This is a genomic window from Flavobacterium salilacus subsp. salilacus (assembly GCF_004634195.1).
In the GTDB taxonomy this organism is placed as follows: domain Bacteria; phylum Bacteroidota; class Bacteroidia; order Flavobacteriales; family Flavobacteriaceae; genus Flavobacterium; species Flavobacterium salilacus.
The window spans coordinates 60,541-85,801 of record NZ_SKBP01000001.1 but is presented as its reverse complement, the minus strand read 5'-3'; the positions used below and the strand labels follow the sequence as shown (position 1 = coordinate 85,801).

Here is a 25,261-nt window from a genome sequence, read left to right as displayed (position 1 = left end):
AAAGTATATAATTTTTTTTGGAAATTTGGGTTTCAAGATTATATTTGCACCCGAATTGAGATGCCGGTGTAGCTCAGCTGGCTAGAGCAGCTGATTTGTAATCAGCAGGTCGTGGGTTCGAGTCCCTCCATCGGCTCAATAATAAAAAAACGCTTCAGGAAACTGAAGCGTTTTTTTGTTTGTATTATGTTTTCTTCTTCTATTCAATCGAATCAGTTTCCTCAGCTTTTATATCTGCTACATATTTGGTAAGTAATTTTCCGTAATGCGATTTTGCCACTTCGGGAGTCATGCTTTTTTGTATAGTATCAAGGTAGATAACATTCGCATCATATATTTCAGAGAGTGCTAAGTACGGACCTAATTCATATTTAGCATGATTGAGTGCAAAATTCACTGTAAAAAGGTAACGCCTTTTTAAAAGCTGATCCATTTTTTGAGAAATGCTGTCAAGTTGTTCTCTGTTATTTTCCTGTGCTGCCTTTACATTCTTCTCTATAAGGTCAAGATTATCGCTTGTAAAGCGTTTTTTCATTTTTAGGAACTCTTCATACATCTTATGGTTTTCAGAGCCTGTAATCTTCGCTTTTGAAAAAAACGCATCAATGGTAGTTTCTATAGTCATTTCGCCGGGTTCGGCAAAAAACGGCAGGCTGTTATCTACCGAGTTGGTTTGCCCTCTGTCTAAAAACAAGTATAACATTTCAGGCGATTCCAGTTTTAAATGGCTTTCAAAAGATGACTGTCCGTTAATTATAATCGAGTCTATAGTTACCAGAGCAGTATCTCTTACATGCTGTATATAAAGTTTACCCTGTTTTAACCCTTTTACATATCCGGTAATATGCAGGTTGGTATCTGCGTGTTCATTTTTATCATTACAGGCGGTAAGCAGTAATATAGCAGCAGTAAGCAGCGGGAAAATTCTTTTCATATACGTGTAAATGTTATTTTTAAAATTTTCGCAAAGTAATGAAAATTATACTTTATGCTATAGGGGTTAAAGTAAAAAAGCTGCCAACAGGCAGCTTTTTGTTTAATCTTTTAAAATGCGTTTGGCTATTTTAATATTATTCCGATTGATAAAATCAACAATGAGTACACTGATATCAAAACGAGAACCATCGCCACCGCTTATTTGGCTGGCAAGAGAGGTTTCACTCTTTTTGGTTTTTATGGTATCATTTTTAGTTTCTCCGTTTCCATCTTCAACTTGGTATATAAAAGATGTATGAACAGAATTTGTTTTGCTTTTAGTTGTTTCTTTTTCCTTAGTACCTGCCATGGCTATTGCACTAAAGGCAAGCATAAATAGTAATAACGCATTTTTCATAATAAGTAGGTTTTGTTAGTAGTCTATAAAAATCAAGATTCCCCGAAAAGGGCAACCTTGAGTTGATTTATCCTTTAAGCCAAGATTCTCTTAGCTGTACTTTAACATCATTGCCACTTTGGTAGCCTTCTATTTCTTCCGTAGGCAATTGTACCTTTCCATTAAGTACTTGCTCTTTTTCATCTCTTTTTATGGTTACCGTTATAGGCTCTCCCTCTTTCCAGCTCATACTGTTCATAATCAGGTCGTAAATATTATCCAGATTGTATGCAGTATCATTTACAGAAAGTAATGCATCGCCTGCCTGAATGCCCAGACTGCTCATAAAGGTATTTCCTTCTATATTAGGTAATATTACAATTTCTTTAGCGGCATTTATGGTAACATAGGGTGTTTGCTCATTTTTAAGGAAAGGATTGCCGGGTTTTTCTACAATAGCTTTAGTTACTCCCATTTTGGCAAAGTATTCATCATAGGGTATTGGGGTAGATCCTGCCACATAAGTATTCAGGAATTCGCCAACAGCAGGATAGCTTAATGCTGTTATTTTTGTAAATAAATCTTCATCATTAAAAGGTTTATTACTGCCGTATTCATTTGATAAAGCCTGCATCAGGTCAAGAATTCCTTTTTCACCATTACTGCTTTCCCTCATTTCTATATCAATACACATGGCTATAAGTGCTCCTTTCAGGTAAACATTATAATAAGCATCTTTATAAGGCGCTTCTAATATATTTTTACTCATTTTGGTAAAGTTCATAGTCTCATCAAATTGTTTTGACTGTGCTACTTTCTCTGCCATACGGATGTAAAATTCTTCCTCAGTAATAAGTCCCTGATTTACCTGAAACAAATTAGCAAAATATTCGGTTACACCCTCATACATCCATAAATGCTCAGACATTTTAGGCGTATTGTAATTAAAAAAATGGATCTCTTTTGAGTGTACGCTTAACGGTGTTACAATATGAAAGAACTCGTGTGATACTACATCTTTAAGAGAAGAAAGTAATTGTTCCAGCGGCATAGCCTCAGGCATTACTACTGTTGTGGATGTGGTGTGTTCCAACGCTCCGAAACCTTTGGCATCATTACCTTCTATATCAGAAAGATATACTAATACGCTGTATTTTTTGGTGCTGTTTATAGCTCCTAAAAATCTCTTTTGTGCACGCATCATGGTTTCCATTTCAGGAGTAATGTCTTTTGCAGTTACTTTGCCTGTTGGCGAATAAACGCTGATAAGTATCTCCATACCATCTACCATAAAACTGGTATAGTCCGGTTTAGAATACATTATCGGATGATCTACCACCTCCGGATAGCGTGGAGCGTTAAAAACATCTATCTCATTACTGTCGTTAGTATCTACAAAAGAAGTTGCCCCCCATAGTGTAGCAGGGTGGGTTATGGTAAGCTCATAAGGCAGCTCACCCATATCTTCAAAATAGCCTATAAAACCGTGTGTGTTCAGTACAAAATTTTCGTTAGCGACAATATTAGTTCCCGCAGGCGAAAATATTTCGTGTGCCCCCGTACCTTCCGTATCATAAGTATCATTTACTTCATAGGTAATTTTTACTAATTTTTTGGCATTATCTATTTTCCATGAGTTATCATCCGCTTTTACGACTTCTAACGCTCTGCCTTTTTTGTCATAGGCTTTAAAGTTCTCAATAAACTTACCGTAATTATCTGCCGAGTAGGTACCGGGAACGATTTTCGGGATAAAGTAGGTTGTGCTATTCGTTTTAAAAGCAGGTGGCGTTACCGTAACGGTTACCTTGTCATTAGTAATGGTTTTAAGGTCTATCGCTACCTTTACATCATCATTTTTTTGTGCTGTAACATTGCTGAAAGCGAGTACTGTAAAAGCAAAAGAATAGATAAATTGTTTCATATTACGTTTTTTGATACTCATAAGTAGATTAAAATATCATATTGTTACAGCTAAACTCAAAATTAACGTAATTTATTGAAAATAAATTATTTTACTTGCTTAATTATCCATTCCGAAATTTCGTTTAATGCCGAAGGTGCTATGGTTTGTTCGATATTACCATACTCTGATGGCGAGCCTGTACTGCTTTCCTGAAATAAGTGATTAAGTCCTGCCAGTTGTTTAGTAATAACTTTTTTATTACCGCTTTTTTCAGCCGCTCTTTTTATAGCATCAAGGTTGGCAATAGCTGCAACTTGTAAATCTTTATCTCCGTTAAGAGCAAGTATGGGGCATTGTACTTTTTCTAAGGCAGGAGCAGGGTTATAGCGTATAAAATTGGTGTACCAAGGCGAAGAAAGCTCTGCCACCTGCATATTGATGTATTGTGATACCTGATTGGCAGGAATACCTTTGGATATAAATAGCGGTTTCAACTCGCTGTTAAACATACTTTGCAGTTTTGTTTTAAGCACTTGTCCGTCTTTTTCTTCTTTAATCACATCATATACTTTTCGGTTTATGTTACCCAGTTTTGTCAATTCCTCTTCAGGCATTCCGTTAGCTTTGCCCAGCAGGTAGTTTTGCAGCATCATCAGTTCATCTCCCGGTATTGCCGTACCTGCCATAAGTACAATAAAGGCAACCTCATTATTTTTTGAAGCTACTATAGGTGCAATAGTACCTCCTTCGCTATGTCCTATAAGCCCTGTTTTTTTCTTATTGATAGAGGGTAACGATTGCAGGTAGGCAAAAGCCGCTGCTGCATCAGTAGCAAAATCATCAGTAGTAGCACCTTCAAACTCACCCCCCGAAGCAGCTACGCCCCTGTCATCATAGCGCAATACAGCAATACCGTTTCTTGTAAGGTGGTCTGCCAATACCAAAAAAGGTTTGTGTCCCAGTAGTTCCTCGTCACGGTTTTGCGATCCGCTACCGCTTATAAGCACTACGGCAGGGAAGTTGCCCTCTTTTTTAGGCATAGTTAGTGTTCCGGCAAGGGTTATACCCGCTTTTTCGTTTTTAAAAGTAACCTCTTCACTATAATACGGATAGGGTTTGGCAGGTTCTTGGGGTCTTTCGGGTTTTTCAGCTTTTATTTCCTCACGCCCCAGGTTAAGCTGCATAGGGTAATTGTTTTGTGTAAATGTGCCTGTAAAACCATTATTTTCATACGTGCCTTTATAATCTCCGTTAATTGCGGGTATAGTAAAGCTCAAGGCATTGTTTTCAAATTTTACTTTCTCTGTAGGGATGCCTGTTGCGCCTTGATCCGGGCTATCCATTGTAATAACATAATTGTTTTCTGATTGTTTCACATTTATAGTTATACGCAGCTTTCCTCCGGGAAATGTAAGCAGCCCGTGCCATGAACCGGTTATGTCTTGGGCAAATAGCCCCGTAGTAATGAGTAGGGTGAGTAGGGTAACGATTTTTTTCATGAATAATAATGTTATTATATTTAAGCCGTTAGATTATTTCTAATTTTATCAAAGATACTTGGGTTTATTCAATAAAAAAGCCCCTTGTGTAAGGAGCCGTTTACTAAAATTTCTTATTGATATAATACTTATTATCAAGATCGTCATCTTCGATAGCATTGAAGTTTTGCGGCTTTGGTTTTGGTTTTTTGCCGGCAACTTTCTTTTTCCACAACTCAAAGTTATCTGCTGATAATCTTTTACGCATAATCTCGGTTACTTCTTTTTCAGATAAACCAAACTCTTTTTTTATTTCCTGGAAGGGCTTTTTTTCTTCCTGAGCCAACGTTACAATTCTGTCAATTGCTTCCTTTTCCAATTCTACACGGTTACTCTTTTTCATCAGATGAAAAAATTTAATCAGATATTATTTTTAATGTTTACGATTTGTATAACCAATATTACTAAAAAATTTAATTAGTAATAAACAAAAAATATTTTTTATGATTTTTTTAAAATCATGTAATAAACACACCTATATGCTAAAATATTTTTTATAATAATCAATTAAATGATTTTATTACAGATAAATATTGCAATACTTTTTGATAATTGATGCTTGGTGAAAGTTATAAAACTGTTAAAAATAACAATATTTAATGCTCAGGTGTATAGATAGGCCCAATATAGTAGTGATAATTGTAAAGGAAGGCGCATCAGCAGCACCCATTTGGGCAAACCAAAACCGGCTTTTTTATGGGTTACCATATAAATATTGGCAGGAAATATAGCTATAAGTAAGGCTATTATACCCCAAGCTCCCCAAGTTGAGGTTTCGGGTACTAAGAGCATTATGCCCAGTACTATTTCTGCAAGTCCGCTTATTATATTTAGCAATTTTGGAGCAGGAAATACGGGCGGAATAATACGCAGGTACATTTTGGGTACACGGAAATGATTAATACCCGCCAGTATATACAGCGATGCCATGAGGTATAAGTGCCAGGGGAATTCCATAAACATTGGTTTTACCCAAAGTTAACCAAAATTATACTCTCTTTCGGGTATTAATGTTCATTACTATTATGGCAGCAATAATCAATACAATACCTATCCATTGCAGTGCAGTAACATTTTCATTTAATATTATATAAGCCATCATTACTGATACAGGCAGCTCTAACGACGATACTATACTGCCCAGCCCAAGCCCTGTATGCGGAAACCCTGCATTCATAAGTATAGGCGGGATAATAGTACCGAATAATGACAATACAATACCCCACTTTAGGAAAATAGCAGTATTAAAAGTCCCTGTCCAGTTATAAGCAGCAAAACCAAATACTATAACAGCCCCACCCAATAGCATAAACAAACTGCGTTGGGTAGAGGATAGGTGTATTGCAATACGGTTAGAAGTAAACATTGTGGTGGTAAAAGAGGCTGCTGCAAGCAACCCCCAACCTATACCGCGCCAGTCGGGTAGGGCACTGCTTTCTATTAAGTTAGTGGCAAGTACCGTACCTGTAAGTACAATCAATGCAGCGATTACTTTTCGAACCGAAGGAAATGTTTTGGTAAGTACCCCTTCCAAAACTACGCCCATCCATACGGTTTGCATAAGCATTACAATACCTATAGATACAGGAATGTATTTTACGGCTAAGTAATAAAACAAACTGGTAAGCCCCAGCGAAGTACCGGCAAGCATAAGTTGCCACACATCTTTTTTTGATGCTTTTACCGTTTTATTGCCGTTACGTTTTTTCTGAAAAGCATTTATCAGCAACATACCCAGTATGCCCAGTATAAACTGCGATGAGGTAACCTCAGCAGTGGTGTAGCCCTCGCCATAGGCAAGTTTTACAAAAGTGGCAAGCATGCCATAGCTGGCAGCACCAAGCCCTACTAATAAAACACCTTTTACTATATTATTTTGCGACATTATTTTTACAATTAAAAAAGCCTGCAAAGATAGGGTAATGCATTGGTATGGTAAAATTAATCAGGTGGTTAAATGTTATCATTATACTAAGTCAACTATATTTTTAGTTATAAGTAATACCCTATACTGTTATGATATGATAAGAGCCTTTATTTTGCTATTAATAAGTTTTTTTAGTTGTGCCGACTCTCCTAAAAAAGGAGAAGTACTCCCCGAAAAAGATTATGCTGCCACTCATAATGAAGCATTGAAATTTTGTAAAGAAAAAGGGATGTGTACCGATTATTATTTTCTTATCGATATGAGTATTCACTCAGGTAAAAATCGTTTTTATGTATATAGTTTTGACGAAGGAAAAATAACGGATAAAAACGTAGTAACGCATGGCAGTTGCGATGCCTATGAACCTAACGATACTAAATACCAAAAAGCTAAATTTAGTAACCGTGCCGAGAGCCATTGTACCAGTAAAGGAAAATATAAAGTGGGGAGCAGAGACTACAGCTCATGGGGCATTAATGTAAAGTATTGGCTGCACGGGCTGGAGGAAAGTAACAGCAATGCTAAAGATAGGGTGGTAGTGCTACACTCGTGGGATGCCGTTCCTGATGTGGAAATATATCCTACATACAGCCCTTTAAGTTGGGGTTGCCCTGCGGTATCGGATAACTTTATGCGAAAATTGGATGCTAAGCTAAAACAAACCCAAAAGCCTGTTTTACTTTGGATAACAGACTAACTATTTCTTTCTGTTGGCTTCTTCTATAAGGTCGCTGAGGTGAATTTGTAACGCACGTACCGAAATGCTTATTTCCCAAAAGGAAACCGCCAACGATACCAGCATGAGCAACAGGCTAAGCCCAAACATATACATGCCCCACGTTTGAATATCGAAGAAAAGCAGTGTGAGCGCAAACACTGAAAAGAACAGACTTAACACCCCATACATTTGCATGTGGCGGATAAGCGTTAGCCGTAGGTTAAGGTTCTTGATTTCGAGGAGTATGCTTTTAGTTTGGTTTTCTTCATAATTCTTTTTCAACCCGCGCACTATGCCTGCTATGGTAAGGAAACGGTTAGTATAGGCAAGCAGTATTAAAGATGTTGCCGAAAATAGTAGAGCAGGGGTTTCTATGGAGAGTTGCATATTGAGAATGCTATTAATTGTCTAATTTATTTAATTCAAAAGTCATTTGGTATTCCCAAAGCGAGATGTCGGGAATAATAGATACAGCATATTTTATTTTTTCATCCATTTTATTAGCTACAATAATACCACTAACTTTTTTATCTCCTGCAAGTTCTTTCTTTATCCATCCCATATATCTGAGTAATTGACCTAATGCCCTATCCATACCTCTATTTAATTTTAGCTCAAATACCACAAAATTTCCTTTTTCATCTATAGCCAATATGTCAATTAAACCTACTTTTGTTTGATATTCCCTTCCATCTCTGCCATTCTCATCAATATAAAGGCTTAATTTTTTTCCTTTAACTGTATCTAAATTTTTAATTAAAAAATCACGGAGATTTGCTTCCAGAGGAAAAACAAAATTTTTTTCATCTTCAATTTCAATTATCTCTTCGAAATCATCATTGCTAATTTGTTGCCGAATTTCCAAGCCATCAAAATCATTTTTGTAAATTTCCCAAATACCATGTTCTTCTGGATTGTATAAAACAACTTGACCTTTTCCTGTAGAAAAGAGGACATCATAGGGTAAGTTACCATTTGTAAAACGTGGCTTGTGGTTTTCTGTGTAGTGAATTCTTGAAGGTTGGTTTACGGATAAAACAAGACACTGTGCATTTATAGTTGAATTATTTACCTCACCCCATTTATCAAAAATGTAATTTTTTATTTCCGGATAAGTTGCTTTGCCTCCTAAGTTTTCAACAGCCTCTTTAATCATTTGCCATACGTAAGGTCTCTCCATAGTTAATACTTTAGTTTCTCAAATATAAACAAAAAAACCTGTAGCATTCACTACAGGTCTTTTATCTATCCTCTATTATCTAACGTCTAAAAAAATTATTTTATCATTTCAAAACTACGTTTTACAAAGGCTGTAAGCTCTTCGCCTTTCAGCAGGTTTTGGCTTAGCTTGGCAAGGTCAAGTGCTTGTTTTACCAGTGCTTCCTGCTGCGCTTTGTCTTCGGTGTGCAGTATGCTGTTGGTAAGCTCATGGTTCGTGTTTACCACAAGGTTGTACATTTCCGGCATGTTGCCCATACCAAACATACCACCGCCACCGCTTTGGCTCATTTCTTTCATACGGCGCATAAACTCCGGTTGTGTAATACGGAAGGGTGCAGCATTGCTGTCCATAGCTTCAAGCTGTACGGTATAAGTCGTTTTCGGTACAATCGCTTCAAGCGTAGTTTTTAGTTTCTCTTTTTCCTCATCACTTAGTTTTGATAGTTGCTCCTCTTCTTTTTGTATCAGCTTGTCTATAGGGTCGGCATCCACACGGGCAAAAGTAATGTTCTCGTTATCCGCTTCCAGTTTTTGTATCAGGTGCGATACTATTGGGGAGTCTAACAATAAAACTTCATAACCTTTGTCTTTAGCATCGGCAATGTAGCTGTGCTGTGCATCTTTGTTGGATGCATAAAGTACTACCAGTTTGCCGTCTTTATCCGTTTGCGTAGCTGCCAGTTTTTCTTTTAACTCATCCAGTGTAAAGTAGTTATCATCTACTGTTGGGTATAGTACAAATGCTCCTGCTTTTTCGTAGAATTTAGGCTCACTAAGCATACCGTATTCCAGTACGATTTTAATATCGTTCCATTTCTTCTCAAAATCCTCACGGTTTTCTGTAAATAACGATTTTAGCTTATCGGCTACTTTACGGGTAATGTAGTTTGATATTTTTTTAACCGCACCATCGGCTTGCAGGTACGAGCGCGATACGTTCAGCGGAATATCCGGGCTGTCGATAACCCCGCGAAGCATAGTTAAAAATTCAGGAACAATGCCTTCTACATTATCAGTAACAAATACCTGATTTTGGTATAACTGAATTTTATCTTTTTGTACCTGCAAGTCAGCCGAAAGTTTCGGGAAGTATAAAATACCTGTCAGGTTAAACGGATAATCTACATTCAGGTGAATGTTGAATAACGGCTCTTCAAACTGCATTGGGTATAACTCACGGTAGAAGTCTTTATAGTCTTCTTCACTTAAGTCGCTGGGTTGTTTTGTCCAAGCCGGGTTAGGGTTGTTTATAATGTTATCAACCTCAACTGTTTCGGCTTTATAATCTTCGGGAGCATCCTCCGGTTTTGGTAATGTCTCTGTGCGTGTACCAAATTTAATGGGCACAGGCATAAACTTGTTGTATTTTTTAAGTAACTCCCTTATGCGGTACTCTTCTAAAAATTCTGTAGAATCTTCTGCAATGTGCAAAATGATTTCTGTTCCTCTTTCAGTTTTGTCAGCAGGCTCAAGGGTAAACTCAGGGCTGCCGTCGCACACCCAGTGCACCGCAGGCTCATCTTTAAACGATTTGGTAATAATCTCTACTTTCTCCGCCACCATAAATGCCGAGTAGAAACCAAGACCGAAATGACCTATGATGCCTGAATCTTTGGCAGATTCTTTATATTTTTCCAAAAATTCCTCAGCACCCGAAAAAGCAACTTGGTTGATGTATTTTTCTACCTCCTCGCCTGTCATACCAATACCCTGGTCAATAATGTGCAGTTTTTTACCCTCTTTATCAATTTTTACTTCAATAAAAGGGTTGCCATACGTTACACCGCCTGCTTCGCCAATATTAGTAAGGTGCTTTAGTTTTAGTGTAGCATCGGTGGCATTTGATACTAATTCACGTAAAAAGATTTCGTGATCGCTGTATAGAAACTTTTTGATTAAGGGAAATATGTTCTCTACCGAAACATTAATTTTTCCTGTTGTCATAGTATGAATGGTTTTAGTATTATTGTTCGTTGGCTTTAGCTACTCAAATAAGATACCAAGCGACTTGTTGTGACAAATTGGCATTTTTTTGGCATATCTACGTTTTTTGATTTTTGATAATTCTAATTAATAGGTAGCCGATTGCTGTAATAGGCAGTTATTGCTATAATTCCTGTTAAAATTATAAAAACGCCTATACAAAGTAAACTATATTCTTAGTAACTTTATTCGCTCAAACAATAGAGCAAAACAAATAACTAATCTTTTATATTTATGAAAAAAGTATTTCTTTTAAGTATGCTAATGGCTTTTATAGTTTCGTGTGGCTCTCTTGACCAAAAATCGCAAACGGGACTGAAGGGCAATTGGACTATAACTAAGGTTTCTTACCCGGGTTCGGAATACATTAAGGTAAACTCTTTTGATATTGCCGATTCTAAATGTTTTGAAGGCAGCGCATGGAAATTTGTTTCGAATAATAATAAAGGTGAAATGAATATAACCAAAGCCGGATGCCCTGCATTTAGCAGCCCTATTATTTGGACTGTTACTAAAGAAGGGAATTTTACCTTAAAAATAACCGAAGGTGAGAAGGGCAAAAGAGTAACACAGGGATATTATCTTAAAATGAGAAACCAGACAGAAAGTACTTTTCAGCTTGTAGATAATGTAAATGTAGGCGGTAACACGGTTGAGGTAGTTTACCTTTTCCAGAAAATGTAATAGTAAACAGAATTATTAAAAAGAGATTAAACAAAAACAAAAGTAATAGGATATGAAAACGACTAAAATTTATTTACTGGCTTTAGCCTTTATACTAAGCATAAGCATAAGTTCATGCGAGGCGGTTAAAAATACTAATAACACACAACGTGGTGCAGGTATAGGTGCTGCTTCGGGCGCTGTTATAGGTGGTATATTGGGTAATAATCTGGGTAAAGGCGGTAATACTGCTCTTGGAGCCATTATAGGTGGTGTAGTAGGCGGTACTGTAGGTGGAGTAATTGGTAACAGGATGGATAAACAAGCTCAGAAAATTGAGCAAACATTACCCGGAGCCGAGGTAGAAAGAGTAGGAGAGGGTATAAAACTTGTATTAGGAGAAAATTCTGTACGATTTGATACTAACAAATCGACCCTTACAGCTACTGCAAAACAAAACCTTGACAAACTGGTAAATGTATTTAACGAGTATCCTGATACTAACATCCAGATTTTTGGTTATACCGACAGCACAGGCGCTGTAGATTATAACTTAAAGCTTTCTGAACAAAGAGCGCAGTCAGTAAAAAACTACTTGTCAGGTAAAGGGCTTAGTTCTTCACGATTTACCACAATAGGCAGGGGTATAGAAGACCCTGTTGCTACCAATGAAACCGCAGAAGGAAGAAGCCAAAACAGACGTGTAGAATTTGCGATTACAGCAAACGAGAAAATGATACAGGATGCCCAAAAAGAAGCCAAACAATAAATTTTATATAAATAATAAAAAAAGAGGCAGCCATTTGGCTGCCTCTTTTTGATTTTTGGGGTGAAGTTTTTTTATTTTTTGTTAATTCCAGTCAGAACCGTTTTTGTTTCTGCCGAAATAATAAGTTATTCCTATAGATGCATTGATAACATTACCCACAAAGGCATTATTGGTAGGCTTTCCGTCAGGATAAGTACCATCAAAGTCATAATGTTGCGAAAAGTTAAGTATTAATGATGTATCCAGCGTAAGCGCAAAATCATCACTAAGGTATAATTGCGGGGTTATACCAACTATAACATTTCCAATATTATCAGTACCGTTTTTATTAATGTTTTTTAAGGATGAATATCCCAAACCACCATGCGCCAGCATGTTAAAATAGCCATTTGCATAATCTGTAAGGGCTAATGTTCTTCCCAGGTTATACACTCCCTGTACAGAGTATCTTTGATAATCCGTACCCAGTTCCGGCGAGCCGTCAGTCCTGAATCTGTCCGAACCATAATCAAATTTAACCCCCCAATATTCATCGACCATATATCTGAAACCGATTTCAAAATGGGAAAATTCAGTTATACCGGGTGCTCCCGATATACCTAAACCATAACCAGCTTCGAGCGAATACTGATCAAATCTTCTTTGAGCATTGATACTGACACAAAGAGATAAAAATAGCAGTAATAAAATAATTTTCTTTGTCATAAGTAAAAGTTTTAATTTCTGTGTAAATATATTGTAACTAAAATTTAAATTATAACTAAAATTTAAATCGTAACTAAATTTAACAGATTAAGTTACGAAAAAAAAATATAAATTTTTACTTTATAGCTAAATCCAAGTCTCAGTCATTTACGTAAATAGGGTAAAAATGGTTCATGAAAAAATAAGAATACGTTTTTTTTCTTATAAATGTGTGTTTATTTATTGGTTAGGTTGAAAAGGGCATTGCTTCTCGGTAATGTCCTTTTTATTTTTATCAAAGCACATTTAATCTTTGGTTGTAATTGAATACTTTTGCTTACTAATTTACTTCCGTTACATGCTTGCAGTTAAAAATATATCTTTCGGATACACCGACACCAAAATTATACACCATATAAATTTTACAATAACCAAAGGGCAAAATATTGCCGTTATCGGCGAAAGTGGCTGCGGAAAAAGTACACTTTTAAAGCTAATATATGGACTGTATGATCTTGATGAAGGTGAGATACTTTATAAAAACGAACAGGTATTAGGACCAAAATTCAACTTGGTTCCGGGTATGCCCTATATGAAATATTTAGCGCAGGATTTCGACTTAATGCCCTATATAACAGCAGCCGAAAATGTAGGTAAATACCTTTCCAATATATATCCTGAAGAGAAGCAACAACGCATAAAGGAGCTATTGGAAATTGTAGAGATGAGCGAGTTTGCCGATGTAAAGGCGCAATACCTTAGCGGAGGGCAACAACAACGCATTGCACTGGCAAAAGTACTCGCATTAGAACCGGAGGTGTTGCTGCTAGACGAACCCTTTAGCCACATAGATAATTTCAGGAAAAATGCTTTGAGGAGAAACCTTTTTGCTTACCTCAAACAAAAGGGAATTATATGTATAATTGCAACACATGACAGTGTTGATGCACTTTCATTTGCAGATGAAACCCTTGTTATTAAAAATGGAACATTACTGCATAAAGCACCATCCAAAGAAATATACTATAACCCTCAGGACAAATACACAGCCTCATTATTTGGCGAGGTGAACGAAATAAAACTGGAGCAGCTTACACTTACCCAAAAAACAGAGGAAACTGTACTGATATATCCACACCAACTTAAAATAGCCGAAGACGGGCCTCTAAAAGTTGTGGTAAAGCAATGCTACTTTAAAGGAAATCACTACCTCATAAAATCGGCATTAGGCAGGCAGGTTATTTTCTTCGAACATTATACAGCACTTCCCGTTGATAAAGAAGTGGGTTTGGCGGTAAACAGAAATGCTTTTGGATAAGTTCCTAAATTACAGAATGTCAAATTAGTAAGATAAATGTCTTTTTAATTTTAAGGAATGTTTATTTTTACACCTATGTTTTTATTAAAATAATATTTATGTATAATTCAAAAATCTCCGGACTGGGTTACTATGTCCCTGAAAATGTTGTAACAAATGATGACCTTTCCAAAATCATGGATACTAATGATGAGTGGATTCAGGAACGTACCGGTATAAAAGAGCGAAGGCACGTAGTGAAAGGCGATGGCGATACCACCACCACTATGGGAGTAAAAGCAGCTAAAATAGCTATAGAGCGTGCAGGAATTGATAAAGATGAAATTGATTTTATAATATTTGCCACCCTCAGCCCCGATTATTATTTTCCCGGACCCGGTGTACTGGTACAACGCGATTTAGAAATGAAACGTACTGTTGGTGCACTCGATGTACGTAACCAGTGTTCAGGATTTGTATATGCTATATCAGTAGCAGACCAGTTTATAAAAACAGGTATGTATAAAAATATACTGGTTATAGGTTCGGAGTTGCACTCAACAGGGTTGGATATGACTACCAGAGGGCGTGCCGTATCAGTAATTTTTGGTGACGGAGCAGGCGCGGCGGTACTATCTCGAACAGAAGATAATAGTAAAGGCATACTATCTACCCATTTGCATTCCGAAGGGCAGCACGCAGAAGAATTATCATTAATAGCACCCGGTATGGGTAAGCGTTGGGTTACCGATATAATTGCTGATAACGACCCTAATGATGAGAGTTACTACCCATATATGAACGGGCAATTTGTATTTAAAAATGCAGTAGTACGCTTTAGCGAGGTGATTATGGAAGGCTTAAAAGCCAATAACCTGCAAGTATCGGATATTGATATGCTGATACCACATCAGGCAAACCTGAGAATATCACAATTTATACAACAAAAGTTCGGACTAAATGACGACCAGGTGTATAATAATATTATGAAATATGGTAATACCACCGCAGCCTCTATACCTATAGCACTTACCGAAGCATGGGAGCAAGGTAAAATAAAAGAAGGCGATACTGTAGTACTCGCAGCTTTCGGCAGCGGGTTTACATGGGGAAGTGCTATTATAAAATGGTAGTATCACATACTAAATAACCAAGATACTATACAAAAGCTACTCCTTACAGAGTAGCTTTTTTTGTATATTTCGACTATGAAACGAAAAATTATGGTTTGGTTTTTAATACTTCTGTTACCCCTAGGTTTGATAGCTTATTATTTTTATCCCGAAAAGAAACTACCGTTGGGAAAAACAGTAGATAAACTGATTGTTTATAAAAGTAAGCGACAAATGCACGCCTATTCGGGAGATGAGCTGTTAAAAACATATACCATCTCGTTAGGTAAAAAACCAATAGGACATAAACAATACGAAGGCGATAACAAAACTCCTGAAGGTATATATACTATAAACGACCGAAATCCTAACAGCGGTTATCACAAAAATTTGGGTGTATCCTATCCTAATGAAAATGATATAGCATTTGCCCAAAAAATGGGGAAGCCGGCAGGAGGAGAAATCAAAATACACGGGTTGCCTAACAGTAAAGGCTATATTGGTAAATTTCATCGTTGGAAAGACTGGACAGCAGGCTGTATAGCCGTTACCGATGGAGAAGTTGACGAGCTATATAAAACAGTAAAGCAAAATGCCGTAATTGAAATTTACCCCTAATCAAGTTGGGTATAAAAAAACAAACCCTCACGATCTCCACCGTGAGGGTTACTACTAACTAAACTTAAAATATGAAAATCATTCCTGATTGATGGAATACAAATTAATTAAAACATTCCTCCGCCGGATTGTTTTGTGTTGTCGTCACGTTGCTTGCGCTGCATGGCTCTGTTTTTACCACCGCCAAACCTGTAATTAAGTCCGAAATATACCGAACGGCTTTCCCAACGGAATTCACCATTTTGCGGAAACGGATTATTCGAATCAAAACCATAACGCATAGTATTAAACATATCATTAAAACGAAGGCTTAGCGACATTTTATTGTCCAGCAGCGTATATCGCGCTCCTGAATCTATTTTATGCATATCTTTTGAGTTGTTTTGCACGCCATCCACAGCGCCCCTGTAAAAACCGAAAAGCAAAAAACTCAACCTTTCATTTACACTAAAGTTACTGTTAAGCCTTGCATTAAAGGCAGCAACATCTACCTCTTTAATAACCGATTCATATTCGTCGGTTGTGCCATCTACAAGCATCGATACAACCCCTTTTTGAGAGATACTCGAAAAATCTATAGCAGGTTGTATATTCCACCACTTTGTAATTTTATAATTGGCAGACACCTCAAATCCAAACGCAGTATTTCTGTCAAAATTGCCAAAGCTCATAATTTGGTCTTGTGTGTTTTCGGTAGTTTCGTCAGGATACAGTATTCTGCTTATCTCGTCGTTTATCAATCTGTAAAATACACCGGCAGTTATTGATGAACCCTGCCCTACCATTTTGGTATAGTTCAACTCTACCGAATTGGTAAACTGAGGTCTTAAATATTGATTACCTAAAGAGGTAACAAGCGGTGTAGCAAACTCCCTTACAGGTTTAGTCTGTTGCAGGCTCGGTCTGTCCACACGACGGCTATAGCTTATCTGGAACATGTTTTTTTCGTCAAGCGTATAAGTCAAATATGCCGATGGATATACTGTAATATAGTCGTCATTAAAAGTAACATCGCCTCTGTTAAAGTTAGCCTCTGCTTTATAACTTTCAAAACGCGCCCCTAACTGGTAGCTGAATTTCTCAAATTTCTGCCCGAATGTCGCGTACGCCGAATAAATGTTTAAATCATAGGTATAATTTGAGTTTTGCAGTGCCGGGTTAGTTACGTTCGGGTTAGTGGTTGTATAATTATTTTCAGAGCCTATAATTCGTGCCTCCGCACCCAGTTCCAGCGTAGATTTTTCATTAATCGGGTTTACATAGTCAAGGTTCATAGTAATATTTTTCCCGTCATCCTCAATTTTGTCATTATATACCGTAGTTATGTTGCCCACCGTAGTGGTAAATTCCGCATCCTGATTAGAAGCATCGTCATTATAATTTCCTTCAAAATCCAGTGTATGTCCTTCTTTTTCAAACTTATGCTTATAAGCTATGTTATAGGCATTGTTTCGGTTATCGGTATCATATACTGCAAGCTGGTAGGTATCGGTAAACACCGAGCCGGGAGGATATGTAATATCAATCCCCACATTACCTAAACCTTCTCCGTAATTTTGATTGGTATATACCGAGAGGGTGTTGTTGTCGTTTATGTAGTAATCCATACCTATTTTACCCAAAAACCCATCATTATCATTCGTTATATCAAATACCTGTCTGGAATTAATGTCTTCACGGGCTACATAACCGTCATTAAAATATTTACCGGTATTCGAACCCAAATTGGTAAAGAAGTTTACTTTACCCGTGCGGTAGTTCATATCAACAGAGTTATTGTACTTCGGTGTTTCACCAAAGGTAATACCCGCATTAAAACTTCCGTTAAAGCCATCATTTGCGTTTTTGTGCAGTATTATGTTTATAATACCCGACATTCCTTCGGGGTTATATTTGGCACTTGGGTTGGTTATCAGTTCTATTTTTTTAATAGAGGTAGAGGGTATTTGTTTTAACAGTTGCGCAGGCGACATATTGGTAGGTCTGCCATCTACCAGTACCCTAACGTTTTGGTTACCGCGCAGCGATATATTACCATCCTGATCTACATTAACCGATGGAATGTTGTTCATAATTTCCGATGCCGTACCGCCTGCCGTAGTAAGGTCGCGCCCCACAGTAATAACCTTACGGTCTATTTTTTGCTCTATGGTCGATATTTCATTCACAATTTCTACCTCATTCAGTTCTGTTGCCGCTTCGGCAAGTACTATTGTGCCTATCGATACGGCTTTGTTATCGTTATTAATATTGGCAGAAAGGCTGTTGGTTTTATAACCCATAAACTGTATCTCTACAGTATAGGTATTAAGCGGAAGGTTTTTTATGACAAACTCTCCTTTATCGTCTGTAATACCCCCTGTAACTACCTTGTCGTTTTCTTTCACAACAATACTTACATAAGGTAATGGCTCTGAAGATGTTTTGTCGATAACTTTACCTGATAAACTACCCGGGTTTTGGGCATGCATAGTAGCTAAGCTCCCTATAAGGAACAGTAAAAAGAACTTAAAATTCATGTGGTTGTTGATTGATGATTGTGGTAGATGCCGGAGCAACCTACTTTTTGTACTGTTATTTCGTTTTTTTAATTGATGATTGATACCCATAAGACAACCGAAATAACAATTTGTTACACTAAAAGCTGAAAATATTTTTTATTATTGTTTTTAAAGATTAATCCTGTTTTTAAAGCTGCTCTTTTCAGGGCGTTACTAAAATATGTTTATCTTTGCACGCTTAAAAAACAATATAAAAATGGCATTATCACAAATTTTAACTTCCCATATTGAGAACGCAGTTACGGTTTTGTTTGGTATAACTTTAGAAAAGATAGAGTTACAGGCAACCCGCAGGGAGTTTGAAGGTGATATTACTATGGTTATATTCCCGTTATTGAAGCAGGTAAAGAGCAATCCTGTAGCGTTGGGTAACCAAATAGGCGAGTACCTTACTGCACATTCAGATATTGTAGAAGGTTTTAATGTAGTTTCAGGATTTCTTAATATCGTAATTTCTGATGTCTATTATATTAACTTCTTTAACGATATAAAAAATAACGAAGCCTATGGCTTTGTATCATCGCAACAAGACGGCAAAGCCATGATGGTAGAGTATGCTTCGCCCAATACTAATAAACCCCTGCACTTAGGGCACGTGCGTAATGTACTGTTGGGTTATTCGGTAGCGGAGATTATAAAAGCATCAGGTAAAAAAGTATATAAAACCCAGATTATTAACGACAGGGGTATCCATATCTGTAAATCGATGCTGGCTTACCAAAAATTCGGACATGGCGAAACACCTGAAAGTGCCAATATAAAAGGCGATAAACTGGTAGGGAATTATTATGTGGCTTTTGATAAAGCTTATAAAGAGGAACTAAAAAAAATTGCCTTTGAGGAATTTACAACTCACGTAGATTATGTTTTTGGATCAGGAATATCTGAGTCGATAGATAGTAAAGAAAGTACTCAATTAATATCAAAAATTAAAAATAGCTATCAGGAAATATTCCGAGAATATATTTTAAAGACTTTAAATGTATCTAGAGAAGAAGTTGAAAAGAACGTCTTTTGGGAAGTAAATACTACTTTAAAGGAAACGAAACTTAATCAATTAGCTCAACATTTAAAAGATAAAATGCAAGAGTTAGTTGCTAAATTACCTTTTTTAGATACAGATACAGAATTAGAGCTTGATGAAGATGAACAATATTTACACATACACATAAAAAAAGCAAATAAAAAACTGCTCTCTAAATTAGAAGGTGAAAAATATATAACACAAAGAGTAGAAATTTTAAAAGAAGCGCAGGAGATGCTTCGTAAATGGGAAGCAGGCGATCCTGAGGTTGTAGCCCTTTGGGAAATGATGAACGGTTGGGTATATAAAGGTTTTGAAGAAACCTATAAAAATATAGGTGTGGACTTTGATAGTTACTACTACGAGAGCAACACTTACCTGTTGGGTAAAGATGTTGTAGCAGACGGGCTGGCAAAAGGCGTGTTTGAAAAAGACCCTGACGGTTCGGTATGGATAGACCTTACCGAAGACGGGCTTGACCGTAAAATAGTACTCCGTTCAGATGGTACAGCGGTATATATGACACAGGATATAGGTACGGCAATACAAAGGGTAAAAGATTTCCCCGATGTAGGCGGTATGGTATATACAGTGGGTAACGAGCAGGATTATCACTTTAAGGTATTATTCCTTATTCTTAAAAAACTTGGTTTTGACTGGGCAGATAGTCTGTATCACCTGTCTTACGGAATGGTAGATTTACCTTCGGGTAAAATGAAAAGCCGTGAGGGTACAGTAGTAGATGCTGACGACCTGATGGCTGAAATGACCGAAACAGCTCAAAAAATATCGGAAGAATTGGGTAAGCTCGACGATTATTCGGAAGAAGAAAAAGCAAGACTGTATAAGATTATCGGGCTTGGTGCGTTGAAATATTATATACTGAAAGTAGATCCTAAAAAACGAATACTGTTCGACCCTAAGGAGTCGGTAGATTTTGCAGGGAATACAGGACCGTTTATACAATATACCTATGCAAGGATACAATCCTTAATACGCAGGGCAGATTTTGATTATGCAATAACCCTGCAACCGCAGGATGTAACCCTGCACGAAAAAGAAAAAGAGTTATTAAAACAACTGGCACAATATCCTGATGTAGTGCAAAATGCAGCAGCAGGACACAGCCCCGCTTTAATAGCCAACTATACTTATGACTTGGTTAAGGAGTATAACTCTTTTTACCAAAGCGTACCCGTATTAGGCTCGGAAGTGATGAATGAAAAGGTATTCAGAATACAGCTTTCCAAAAAAGTAGGCGATACTATAAAATCTGCTTTTGGTTTGCTGGGTATCGATGTACCGGAACGAATGTAATAAACCACAATTTTTGTGAACCGCAATAAGCCTTATTTTTACCAGTCGTTTACAATCGTAGTATTGTCTATAGCGGCGTTCGCGGTATTTAAACAATTTTTACCCCGAAAAATTTTTCCTGAAACCACAGTCGTTTCTAAAAATATAGTGATAGACAGCCTTGCCCTTGAAGCAGTACAGGCTGTAGATACTACTATTGTTGATACTGCAGAGGATACCCTGCGCGAGAAAAAAATAGTATTCAAAAAGCAAAAAGGCATACAGTTTCCTCCCGAAGATTTTGAAGACTATAGGGGATATCAGCACCTTATCGCTTTTTATGAAAAATTATTGCAACTTGAAACGAAGGATAAAGGTAAAGTCAGGATTGCTTACTTTGGCGACTCTATGACCGATGGTGATTTGGTTGTAAAAGATTTTCGCGCTAAGCTACAGGAACGCTTCGGCGGTATGGGGGTTGGCTTTGTCAATATAACATCAGAGTCGGCTTCGTCAAGAAGTACCCTCAAACATGAGTTTTCCAATAATTGGAAAACGGTTTCCTACCTTAATGTAAAGCATCCCGAAAGCCCTTTCGGGATTACCGGACAAGTATTTTTTACAAAGCATGATACTGTTAACCCCGCATGGGTAAAGTACAGGGCGAACCGTTTTAATAATCTTTTATTGCTTAATGACCCTACCTTGTTTTATGGTAAGTCTGAAAATAAAGAGGGAGAGGTGGTAATTACAACGGGTAAAGATACTATAGTTAAAGCTCTTGAAGGCAATAAACTGCTTAACACGATTACCATTGCACCTTATGACCTGAAAGCTTTTAAAGCGGAGTTTATAGCTACGGATTCTATTCCGTTTTACGGATTTAATTTTGATGATGGCAAGGGCGTGCATGTAGATAACTTTTCGAGCAGGGGTAATTCAGGGTTACCCATATCCATATTCAATCCTAAGGTAATGCAGGCATTTAACAAAGAGTTGGGCTACGACCTTATTGTGCTGCATTATGGTGCCAATGTGCTAAACTATGGTACCTATAATTACAGTTGGTATGAGAAGCGCATGAAAACAGTAGTAAAGCATATTAGGGAATGTTTTCCCGGTGTGGCAATACTTATAGTTTCTACCGCCGATAAATCTACCAAATATGATATGGAGATGAAAACCGATAGTGCCGTTATGCCTTTGGCACTATCACAAAAACGTTATGCAGTACAGTCAGACGCTGCATTTGTAAATCTCTACACCCTTATGGGTGGCGAAGGCTCTATGGTAAAATGGGTTGAAGAAGTGCCGGCACTTGCCAATAAAGATTATACCCACTTTAATTTTCGTGGCTCGGAGAAAATAGGCGGGCTGATTTATGAGCAGATTAATCAGGGCTATGAGCAATACAAAAAAATGAAAGGTATAAAGCAACCGAAGCCAAAAACACAGGCTGCAAAAAAGGACTCTTTAAAACGTAAAAACGATTCTACCCATGCTGAATAAATTGCTCAGTATCTTTTTTTGTACAATAAGTTTAACCGCGTGCGCTCAGGTTGATACCACCGAGGTGGTTATTGACAGTATATCTGCTGATACAACAGAGATAGTCACTCTAACCAACATTATTAGCAATAGCACTGCTATGAAGGCTTTTTTTGAGAAGCTGCAAATGCTGGAAGAGCAAAAATCAGGAAAAATAAATATAGTACATATAGGGGACTCGCATATACAGGCAGATCTTTTTAGCGGAACAATTCGTGAAAATTTGCAAACCCGCTTTGGGAACGGGGGGCTTGGATTTTCTTTCCCGCACAGTATGGCAAAGACCAACGGCAGTCGCTATGTTCGATACACCTCCAATGCCTCATGGGAGAGCCGACGTAATATTTATCCGGAAAACGGCATACCCATCGGGTTGAGCGGTATAGGGCTCACCACGCAAAAGGATTTTGTAATAGAGGTGAGCCTCCGCGATACTGCCTATGCTTTCAATACATTAAAAATTATAACTCCCGTAAACATAAGCTGTTTTGATGCTGCCACAAGCTCTAAGACCATAATTCTCGAATCGGATGCGCCAAAGGTAATTAACCACAAGATTAAAAGCGGTGAAGTACTGGGCACGATAGCCCGTAAATATCACGTAACGGTAGCACAGCTAAAAAAAGCTAACGGTCTGCGTTCTGATAACATCAGGGCAGGTAAAACATTAAAAATACCCACTGGCGAGATGGAGCAGCGCAAGGTAAAACGTTCTGAGTTTATACCGCTACCGCTCGAAAATGATGGCACGGCTTACAGTTACCACAGCGATGCGCCTTTGTCAAAAATATACCTGCTGCCAAACGCTTCTTCAGAAATTTACAGCCTTAACGGCTTGGTACTGGAAAAAGATGCTCCGGGTGTTTTATACCATAATATAGGGGTAAACGGGGCAAAAGCATCTGATTATAATAAATACCCCCTCTTTTTTGAACAGCTACCCGCTTTAAACCCCGATCTTATTATTATATCGTTGGGTACTAATGAGTCTTTCGATAAAATTGAAGTGGCAGATTATATTATACAATTAAACACATTCATCAATAATATACGGGCTAAAAACCCTGAAGTCTGTTTGTTGGTAATGACACCACCACCATCTTTATTTAAACGAAAATATCCTAATACTTTTGTAGCTGCCTATGCTAAAAACATAGTGTTACAGGAAGCAGATGAAAACTATGCTTCATGGGATATGTTCTCGGAGCTTGGCGGGTTGTATGGTGTAAACAAGAATGCAGCAAAAGGGTTAATGTCTTCGGATAAAGTACACTATTCCGTACAAGGATATCAAAAACAGGGGATGCTGTTTACCGAAGCTTTTATGAATGCATATAATAACTTTAAAAACAATGGCGAGTGATGTGGAATGATATTTTGCCACAGTTGAGTTGGCAGGATGTACAGCAGTGGTTTACTTATAACCCTAAAAGTCCTTTGTTATTTAATTCGGGATTGTTTCTTGGGTTCTTTGTAGTATTTTATGCTTTATATATTGCACTGAAAAAAACATTTCATGCCCGTATTTTTTACGTGATATGCTTTTCGTTGTTCTTTTACTACAAGTCCAGTGGTATGTATTTCTTACTGCTCATGTTTACTTCTACATTAGATTATACACTGAGCTATTTTCTATACCGCGAAACACGCGAGTTGCAGCGAAAGGTATATGTGGTACTCAGTGTGGTAATTAACCTTACCCTTTTAGGATATTTTAAATACACCAATTTTTTAATAGGTACATATAATGATCTTTTTAGCGGTAACTTTTCATTTTCAGATGTAATTCTTCCTGTAGGTATATCGTTCTATACTTTTCAGTCTATAAGTTATACGGTGGAGATTTATCGTAAAGAGATAACACCCGCCAGAAGTTTTCCTGATTACCTGTTTTTCGTATCATTCTTCCCGCAGTTGGTAGCAGGACCTATAGTGCGTGCCAAAGATTTTATTCCTAAAATTTATGAGAAGTTAATTATTACAAAACAGGAGGTAAATTATGGATTATTCCTCATTGTGGGAGGGCTCATCAAAAAAGCAATAATATCCGACTATATATCTGTCAACTTTGTCGATAGGGTTTTTGATGCCCCTAACAGTTATACTGCTTTCGAAAACCTGATGGCGGTATATGGCTATAGCATACAGATATATTGCGATTTTTCGGGGTATAGCGATATGGCTATCGGTATAGCATTACTGCTTGGTTTCGAGCTTCCGCCCAATTTCCGTACGCCCTATAAATCGGCAAGTATAACCGAGTTTTGGCGCAGGTGGCATATATCGTTATCCACCTGGCTTAAAGATTTCCTTTACATCTCTGTAGGGGGTAATCGTCGCGGTTCTTTTGCCGGGTTTTTATTCCCTATATTGTTTTTTATAGCCACTATGGCTTGGGGTATAATAATGCTCGATGTCAGTTATTACCCTATTATTATAAGTAGTGGTGCATTAGCACTGTTTATCCTCTCATTTGCACTTGTTAAGGATAAACAAAGAACAATGGTTACGAATGTAAACCTTATGACTACCATGTTGTTAGGTGGTTTGTGGCATGGCCCCAGCCTTCGCTTTATAGTATGGGGGGCATTGCATGGCATGGGGCTTGCGGTACATAAAATGGTTACCGAGTTTTTCCCTGCAACAAGTGGCAAGAAAACTGCTTTTGACGCAGTATGGAAAATTATAGCGGTGGTTATAACGTTTCACTTTGTGGCATTTTGCTGGATATTTTTCCGTGCTAAAGATTTTACCCTTGCCTTGGATGTTATAAATAATATAGGGAAAGTAACCTTTGACCCTGAGCAATGGAAAACTATAATTATGGGATATAAAAATGTTTTTTTACTCATTTTTATAGGTTATGTATGGCATTTTACGCCGGATAGCATAATTAATACTTTACGCCAATCTTTTAACCGAACTCCATTGATAGGCAAGGCGATACTGCTTGGTTTTATTTACTGGTTGGTATATGCAACTGCATCGGCGGAGTCGCAACCCTTTATTTATTTCCAGTTTTAATCATAAAGATTTTAAATATTTAGTTTCTTTTTAGTTGATAGTATAATTTATTGGACTGTA

The 25,261-nt window shown here is 37.4% G+C and carries 22 protein-coding genes, 1 tRNA gene and 1 pseudogene; 12 read left to right on the top strand and 12 right to left on the bottom strand.

Annotated features, from left to right (window positions below; translation table 11 throughout):
• Positions 1 to 62 precede the first annotated feature (62 nt).
• Positions 63 to 136, top strand: a tRNA-Thr gene (locus E0W68_RS00430).
• 63 nt (positions 137 to 199) lie between these two features.
• Here the strand turns inward: E0W68_RS00430 and E0W68_RS00425 are convergent.
• The 7 genes from E0W68_RS00425 to E0W68_RS00395 form a co-directional block, all read right to left on the bottom strand.
• Complete coding sequence (locus E0W68_RS00425; protein WP_135217443.1) at positions 200 to 934, bottom strand: DUF4369 domain-containing protein; 735 nt, start codon at positions 932 to 934, stop codon at positions 200 to 202.
• A 102-nt stretch (positions 935 to 1,036) separates the two neighbouring features.
• Positions 1,037 to 1,333 (bottom strand): hypothetical protein, encoded by a 297-nt coding sequence (locus E0W68_RS00420; RefSeq protein WP_135217442.1) that lies wholly within the window; start codon positions 1,331 to 1,333, stop codon positions 1,037 to 1,039.
• Between the two features lie 67 nt (positions 1,334 to 1,400).
• Positions 1,401 to 3,236, bottom strand: a complete 1,836-nt coding sequence (locus E0W68_RS00415) for a M61 family metallopeptidase (RefSeq protein WP_135217441.1) — start codon at positions 3,234 to 3,236, stop codon at positions 1,401 to 1,403.
• 86 nt (positions 3,237 to 3,322) lie between these two features.
• Positions 3,323 to 4,717 (bottom strand): alpha/beta hydrolase family protein, encoded by a 1,395-nt coding sequence (locus E0W68_RS00410; RefSeq protein ID WP_135217440.1) that lies wholly within the window; start codon positions 4,715 to 4,717, stop codon positions 3,323 to 3,325.
• 103 nt (positions 4,718 to 4,820) lie between these two features.
• A complete protein-coding gene (locus E0W68_RS00405) occupies positions 4,821 to 5,099 on the bottom strand; it encodes a DUF2805 domain-containing protein (protein WP_135217439.1) in 279 nt (92 codons plus the stop codon).
• Positions 5,100 to 5,359: 260 nt separating this feature from the next.
• On the bottom strand, positions 5,360 to 5,713 hold the full coding sequence (locus E0W68_RS00400; RefSeq protein ID WP_135217438.1) for a DoxX family protein: 354 nt from the start codon (positions 5,711 to 5,713) through the stop codon (positions 5,360 to 5,362).
• Positions 5,714 to 5,744: 31 nt separating this feature from the next.
• Positions 5,745 to 6,641: an EamA family transporter gene (locus tag E0W68_RS00395; RefSeq protein ID WP_135217437.1), complete on the bottom strand. Its 897-nt coding sequence runs from the start codon at positions 6,639 to 6,641 to the stop codon at positions 5,745 to 5,747.
• 136 nt (positions 6,642 to 6,777) lie between these two features.
• Here E0W68_RS00395 and E0W68_RS00390 point away from each other — a divergent pair, with 136 nt between their 5' ends.
• Positions 6,778 to 7,380: a murein L,D-transpeptidase catalytic domain-containing protein gene (locus E0W68_RS00390; protein WP_135217436.1), complete on the top strand. Its 603-nt coding sequence runs from the start codon at positions 6,778 to 6,780 to the stop codon at positions 7,378 to 7,380.
• Here the strand turns inward: E0W68_RS00390 and E0W68_RS00385 are convergent, their stop codons facing one another.
• The 3 genes from E0W68_RS00385 to htpG form a co-directional block, all read right to left on the bottom strand.
• Positions 7,381 to 7,788 (bottom strand): DUF2721 domain-containing protein, encoded by a 408-nt coding sequence (locus tag E0W68_RS00385; protein ID WP_135217435.1) that lies wholly within the window; start codon positions 7,786 to 7,788, stop codon positions 7,381 to 7,383.
• Positions 7,789 to 7,801: 13 nt separating this feature from the next.
• Positions 7,802 to 8,581 (bottom strand): endonuclease NucS domain-containing protein, encoded by a 780-nt coding sequence (locus E0W68_RS00380; RefSeq protein WP_135217434.1) that lies wholly within the window; start codon positions 8,579 to 8,581, stop codon positions 7,802 to 7,804.
• A gap of 95 nt (positions 8,582 to 8,676) precedes the next feature.
• Positions 8,677 to 10,566, bottom strand: a complete 1,890-nt coding sequence (gene htpG, locus E0W68_RS00375; RefSeq protein ID WP_135217433.1) for a molecular chaperone HtpG — start codon at positions 10,564 to 10,566, stop codon at positions 8,677 to 8,679.
• A 273-nt stretch (positions 10,567 to 10,839) separates the two neighbouring features.
• On the opposite strand from htpG, the gene E0W68_RS00370 reads away from it, so the two are divergent.
• The gene (locus E0W68_RS00370; protein WP_225990317.1) at positions 10,840 to 11,289 is read left to right on the top strand and encodes a lipocalin family protein; all 450 of its coding nucleotides are present in this window, start codon (positions 10,840 to 10,842) and stop codon (positions 11,287 to 11,289) included.
• Between the two features lie 52 nt (positions 11,290 to 11,341).
• The gene (locus E0W68_RS00365) at positions 11,342 to 12,037 is read left to right on the top strand and encodes an OmpA family protein (protein ID WP_135217432.1); all 696 of its coding nucleotides are present in this window, start codon (positions 11,342 to 11,344) and stop codon (positions 12,035 to 12,037) included.
• Between the two features lie 81 nt (positions 12,038 to 12,118).
• Here E0W68_RS00365 and E0W68_RS00360 read toward each other — a convergent pair whose 3' ends face one another.
• Complete coding sequence (locus E0W68_RS00360) at positions 12,119 to 12,742, bottom strand: hypothetical protein (protein ID WP_135217431.1); 624 nt, start codon at positions 12,740 to 12,742, stop codon at positions 12,119 to 12,121.
• Positions 12,743 to 13,079: 337 nt separating this feature from the next.
• Here E0W68_RS00360 and E0W68_RS00355 point away from each other — a divergent pair, with 337 nt between their 5' ends.
• The 3 genes from E0W68_RS00355 (at position 13,080) to E0W68_RS00345 (ending at position 15,748) form a co-directional block, all read left to right on the top strand.
• The gene (locus tag E0W68_RS00355) at positions 13,080 to 14,039 is read left to right on the top strand and encodes an ABC transporter ATP-binding protein (protein ID WP_135217430.1); all 960 of its coding nucleotides are present in this window, start codon (positions 13,080 to 13,082) and stop codon (positions 14,037 to 14,039) included.
• Positions 14,040 to 14,137: 98 nt separating this feature from the next.
• Complete coding sequence (locus tag E0W68_RS00350; RefSeq protein ID WP_135217429.1) at positions 14,138 to 15,151, top strand: 3-oxoacyl-ACP synthase III family protein; 1,014 nt, start codon at positions 14,138 to 14,140, stop codon at positions 15,149 to 15,151.
• Between the two features lie 75 nt (positions 15,152 to 15,226).
• Positions 15,227 to 15,748, top strand: coding sequence for a L,D-transpeptidase family protein (locus E0W68_RS00345; protein ID WP_135217428.1), 522 nt, complete (start codon positions 15,227 to 15,229; stop codon positions 15,746 to 15,748).
• A gap of 107 nt (positions 15,749 to 15,855) precedes the next feature.
• On the opposite strand, the gene E0W68_RS00340 is transcribed toward E0W68_RS00345, so the two are convergent.
• On the bottom strand, positions 15,856 to 18,267 hold the full coding sequence (locus E0W68_RS00340; protein ID WP_135217427.1) for a TonB-dependent receptor domain-containing protein: 2,412 nt from the start codon (positions 18,265 to 18,267) through the stop codon (positions 15,856 to 15,858).
• Between the two features lie 238 nt (positions 18,268 to 18,505).
• On the opposite strand from E0W68_RS00340, the pseudogene argS (E0W68_RS14045) reads away from it, so the two are divergent.
• The 5 genes and pseudogenes from argS (E0W68_RS14045) to E0W68_RS00320 form a co-directional block, all read left to right on the top strand.
• A pseudogene (gene argS / locus E0W68_RS14045) lies at positions 18,506 to 19,324 on the top strand (arginine--tRNA ligase domain-containing protein); the annotation flags it as partial.
• A 66-nt stretch (positions 19,325 to 19,390) separates the two neighbouring features.
• On the top strand, positions 19,391 to 20,650 hold the full coding sequence (argS, locus tag E0W68_RS14040) for an arginine--tRNA ligase (protein ID WP_449404225.1): 1,260 nt from the start codon (positions 19,391 to 19,393) through the stop codon (positions 20,648 to 20,650).
• A gap of 15 nt (positions 20,651 to 20,665) precedes the next feature.
• Positions 20,666 to 22,138 (top strand): SGNH/GDSL hydrolase family protein, encoded by a 1,473-nt coding sequence (locus E0W68_RS00330; RefSeq protein ID WP_135217425.1) that lies wholly within the window; start codon positions 20,666 to 20,668, stop codon positions 22,136 to 22,138.
• Positions 22,128 to 23,540 (top strand): LysM peptidoglycan-binding domain-containing protein, encoded by a 1,413-nt coding sequence (locus E0W68_RS00325; protein ID WP_135217424.1) that lies wholly within the window; start codon positions 22,128 to 22,130, stop codon positions 23,538 to 23,540. The genes E0W68_RS00330 and E0W68_RS00325 overlap by 11 nt, the downstream gene beginning before the upstream one ends.
• A complete protein-coding gene (locus tag E0W68_RS00320; RefSeq protein WP_135217423.1) occupies positions 23,540 to 25,201 on the top strand; it encodes an MBOAT family O-acyltransferase in 1,662 nt (553 codons plus the stop codon). Before E0W68_RS00325 ends, E0W68_RS00320 begins: the two co-directional genes overlap by 1 nt.
• Positions 25,202 to 25,261 lie beyond the last annotated feature (60 nt).

Excerpts from the sequence above, each read along its gene's own strand:
- E0W68_RS00425 (WP_135217443.1), bottom strand. The coding sequence starts at position 934 with ATGAAAAGAATTTTCCCGCTGCTTACTGCTGCTATATTACTGCTTACC.
- E0W68_RS00380 (WP_135217434.1), bottom strand. The coding sequence starts at position 8,581 with ATGGAGAGACCTTACGTATGGCAAATGATTAAAGAGGCTGTTGAAAAC.
- E0W68_RS00345 (WP_135217428.1), top strand. The coding sequence starts at position 15,227 with ATGAAACGAAAAATTATGGTTTGGTTTTTAATACTTCTGTTACCCCTA.
- E0W68_RS00360 (WP_135217431.1), bottom strand. The coding sequence starts at position 12,742 with ATGACAAAGAAAATTATTTTATTACTGCTATTTTTATCTCTTTGTGTC.
- E0W68_RS00340 (WP_135217427.1), bottom strand. The coding sequence starts at position 18,267 with ATGAATTTTAAGTTCTTTTTACTGTTCCTTATAGGGAGCTTAGCTACT.
- htpG (WP_135217433.1), bottom strand. The coding sequence starts at position 10,566 with ATGACAACAGGAAAAATTAATGTTTCGGTAGAGAACATATTTCCCTTA.
- E0W68_RS00410 (WP_135217440.1), bottom strand. The coding sequence starts at position 4,717 with ATGAAAAAAATCGTTACCCTACTCACCCTACTCATTACTACGGGGCTA.
- E0W68_RS00355 (WP_135217430.1), top strand. The coding sequence starts at position 13,080 with ATGCTTGCAGTTAAAAATATATCTTTCGGATACACCGACACCAAAATT.
- E0W68_RS00395 (WP_135217437.1), bottom strand. The coding sequence starts at position 6,641 with ATGTCGCAAAATAATATAGTAAAAGGTGTTTTATTAGTAGGGCTTGGT.
- E0W68_RS00350 (WP_135217429.1), top strand. The coding sequence starts at position 14,138 with ATGTATAATTCAAAAATCTCCGGACTGGGTTACTATGTCCCTGAAAAT.
- E0W68_RS00400 (WP_135217438.1), bottom strand. The coding sequence starts at position 5,713 with ATGGAATTCCCCTGGCACTTATACCTCATGGCATCGCTGTATATACTG.
- E0W68_RS00320 (WP_135217423.1), top strand. The coding sequence starts at position 23,540 with ATGTGGAATGATATTTTGCCACAGTTGAGTTGGCAGGATGTACAGCAG.
- E0W68_RS00365 (WP_135217432.1), top strand. The coding sequence starts at position 11,342 with ATGAAAACGACTAAAATTTATTTACTGGCTTTAGCCTTTATACTAAGC.
- E0W68_RS00420 (WP_135217442.1), bottom strand. The coding sequence starts at position 1,333 with ATGAAAAATGCGTTATTACTATTTATGCTTGCCTTTAGTGCAATAGCC.
- E0W68_RS00405 (WP_135217439.1), bottom strand. The coding sequence starts at position 5,099 with ATGAAAAAGAGTAACCGTGTAGAATTGGAAAAGGAAGCAATTGACAGA.
- E0W68_RS00370 (WP_225990317.1), top strand. The coding sequence starts at position 10,840 with ATGAAAAAAGTATTTCTTTTAAGTATGCTAATGGCTTTTATAGTTTCG.
- E0W68_RS00390 (WP_135217436.1), top strand. The coding sequence starts at position 6,778 with ATGATAAGAGCCTTTATTTTGCTATTAATAAGTTTTTTTAGTTGTGCC.
- argS (WP_449404225.1), top strand. The coding sequence starts at position 19,391 with ATGCAAGAGTTAGTTGCTAAATTACCTTTTTTAGATACAGATACAGAA.
- E0W68_RS00415 (WP_135217441.1), bottom strand. The coding sequence starts at position 3,236 with ATGAAACAATTTATCTATTCTTTTGCTTTTACAGTACTCGCTTTCAGC.
- E0W68_RS00325 (WP_135217424.1), top strand. The coding sequence starts at position 22,128 with ATGCTGAATAAATTGCTCAGTATCTTTTTTTGTACAATAAGTTTAACC.
- E0W68_RS00385 (WP_135217435.1), bottom strand. The coding sequence starts at position 7,788 with ATGCAACTCTCCATAGAAACCCCTGCTCTACTATTTTCGGCAACATCT.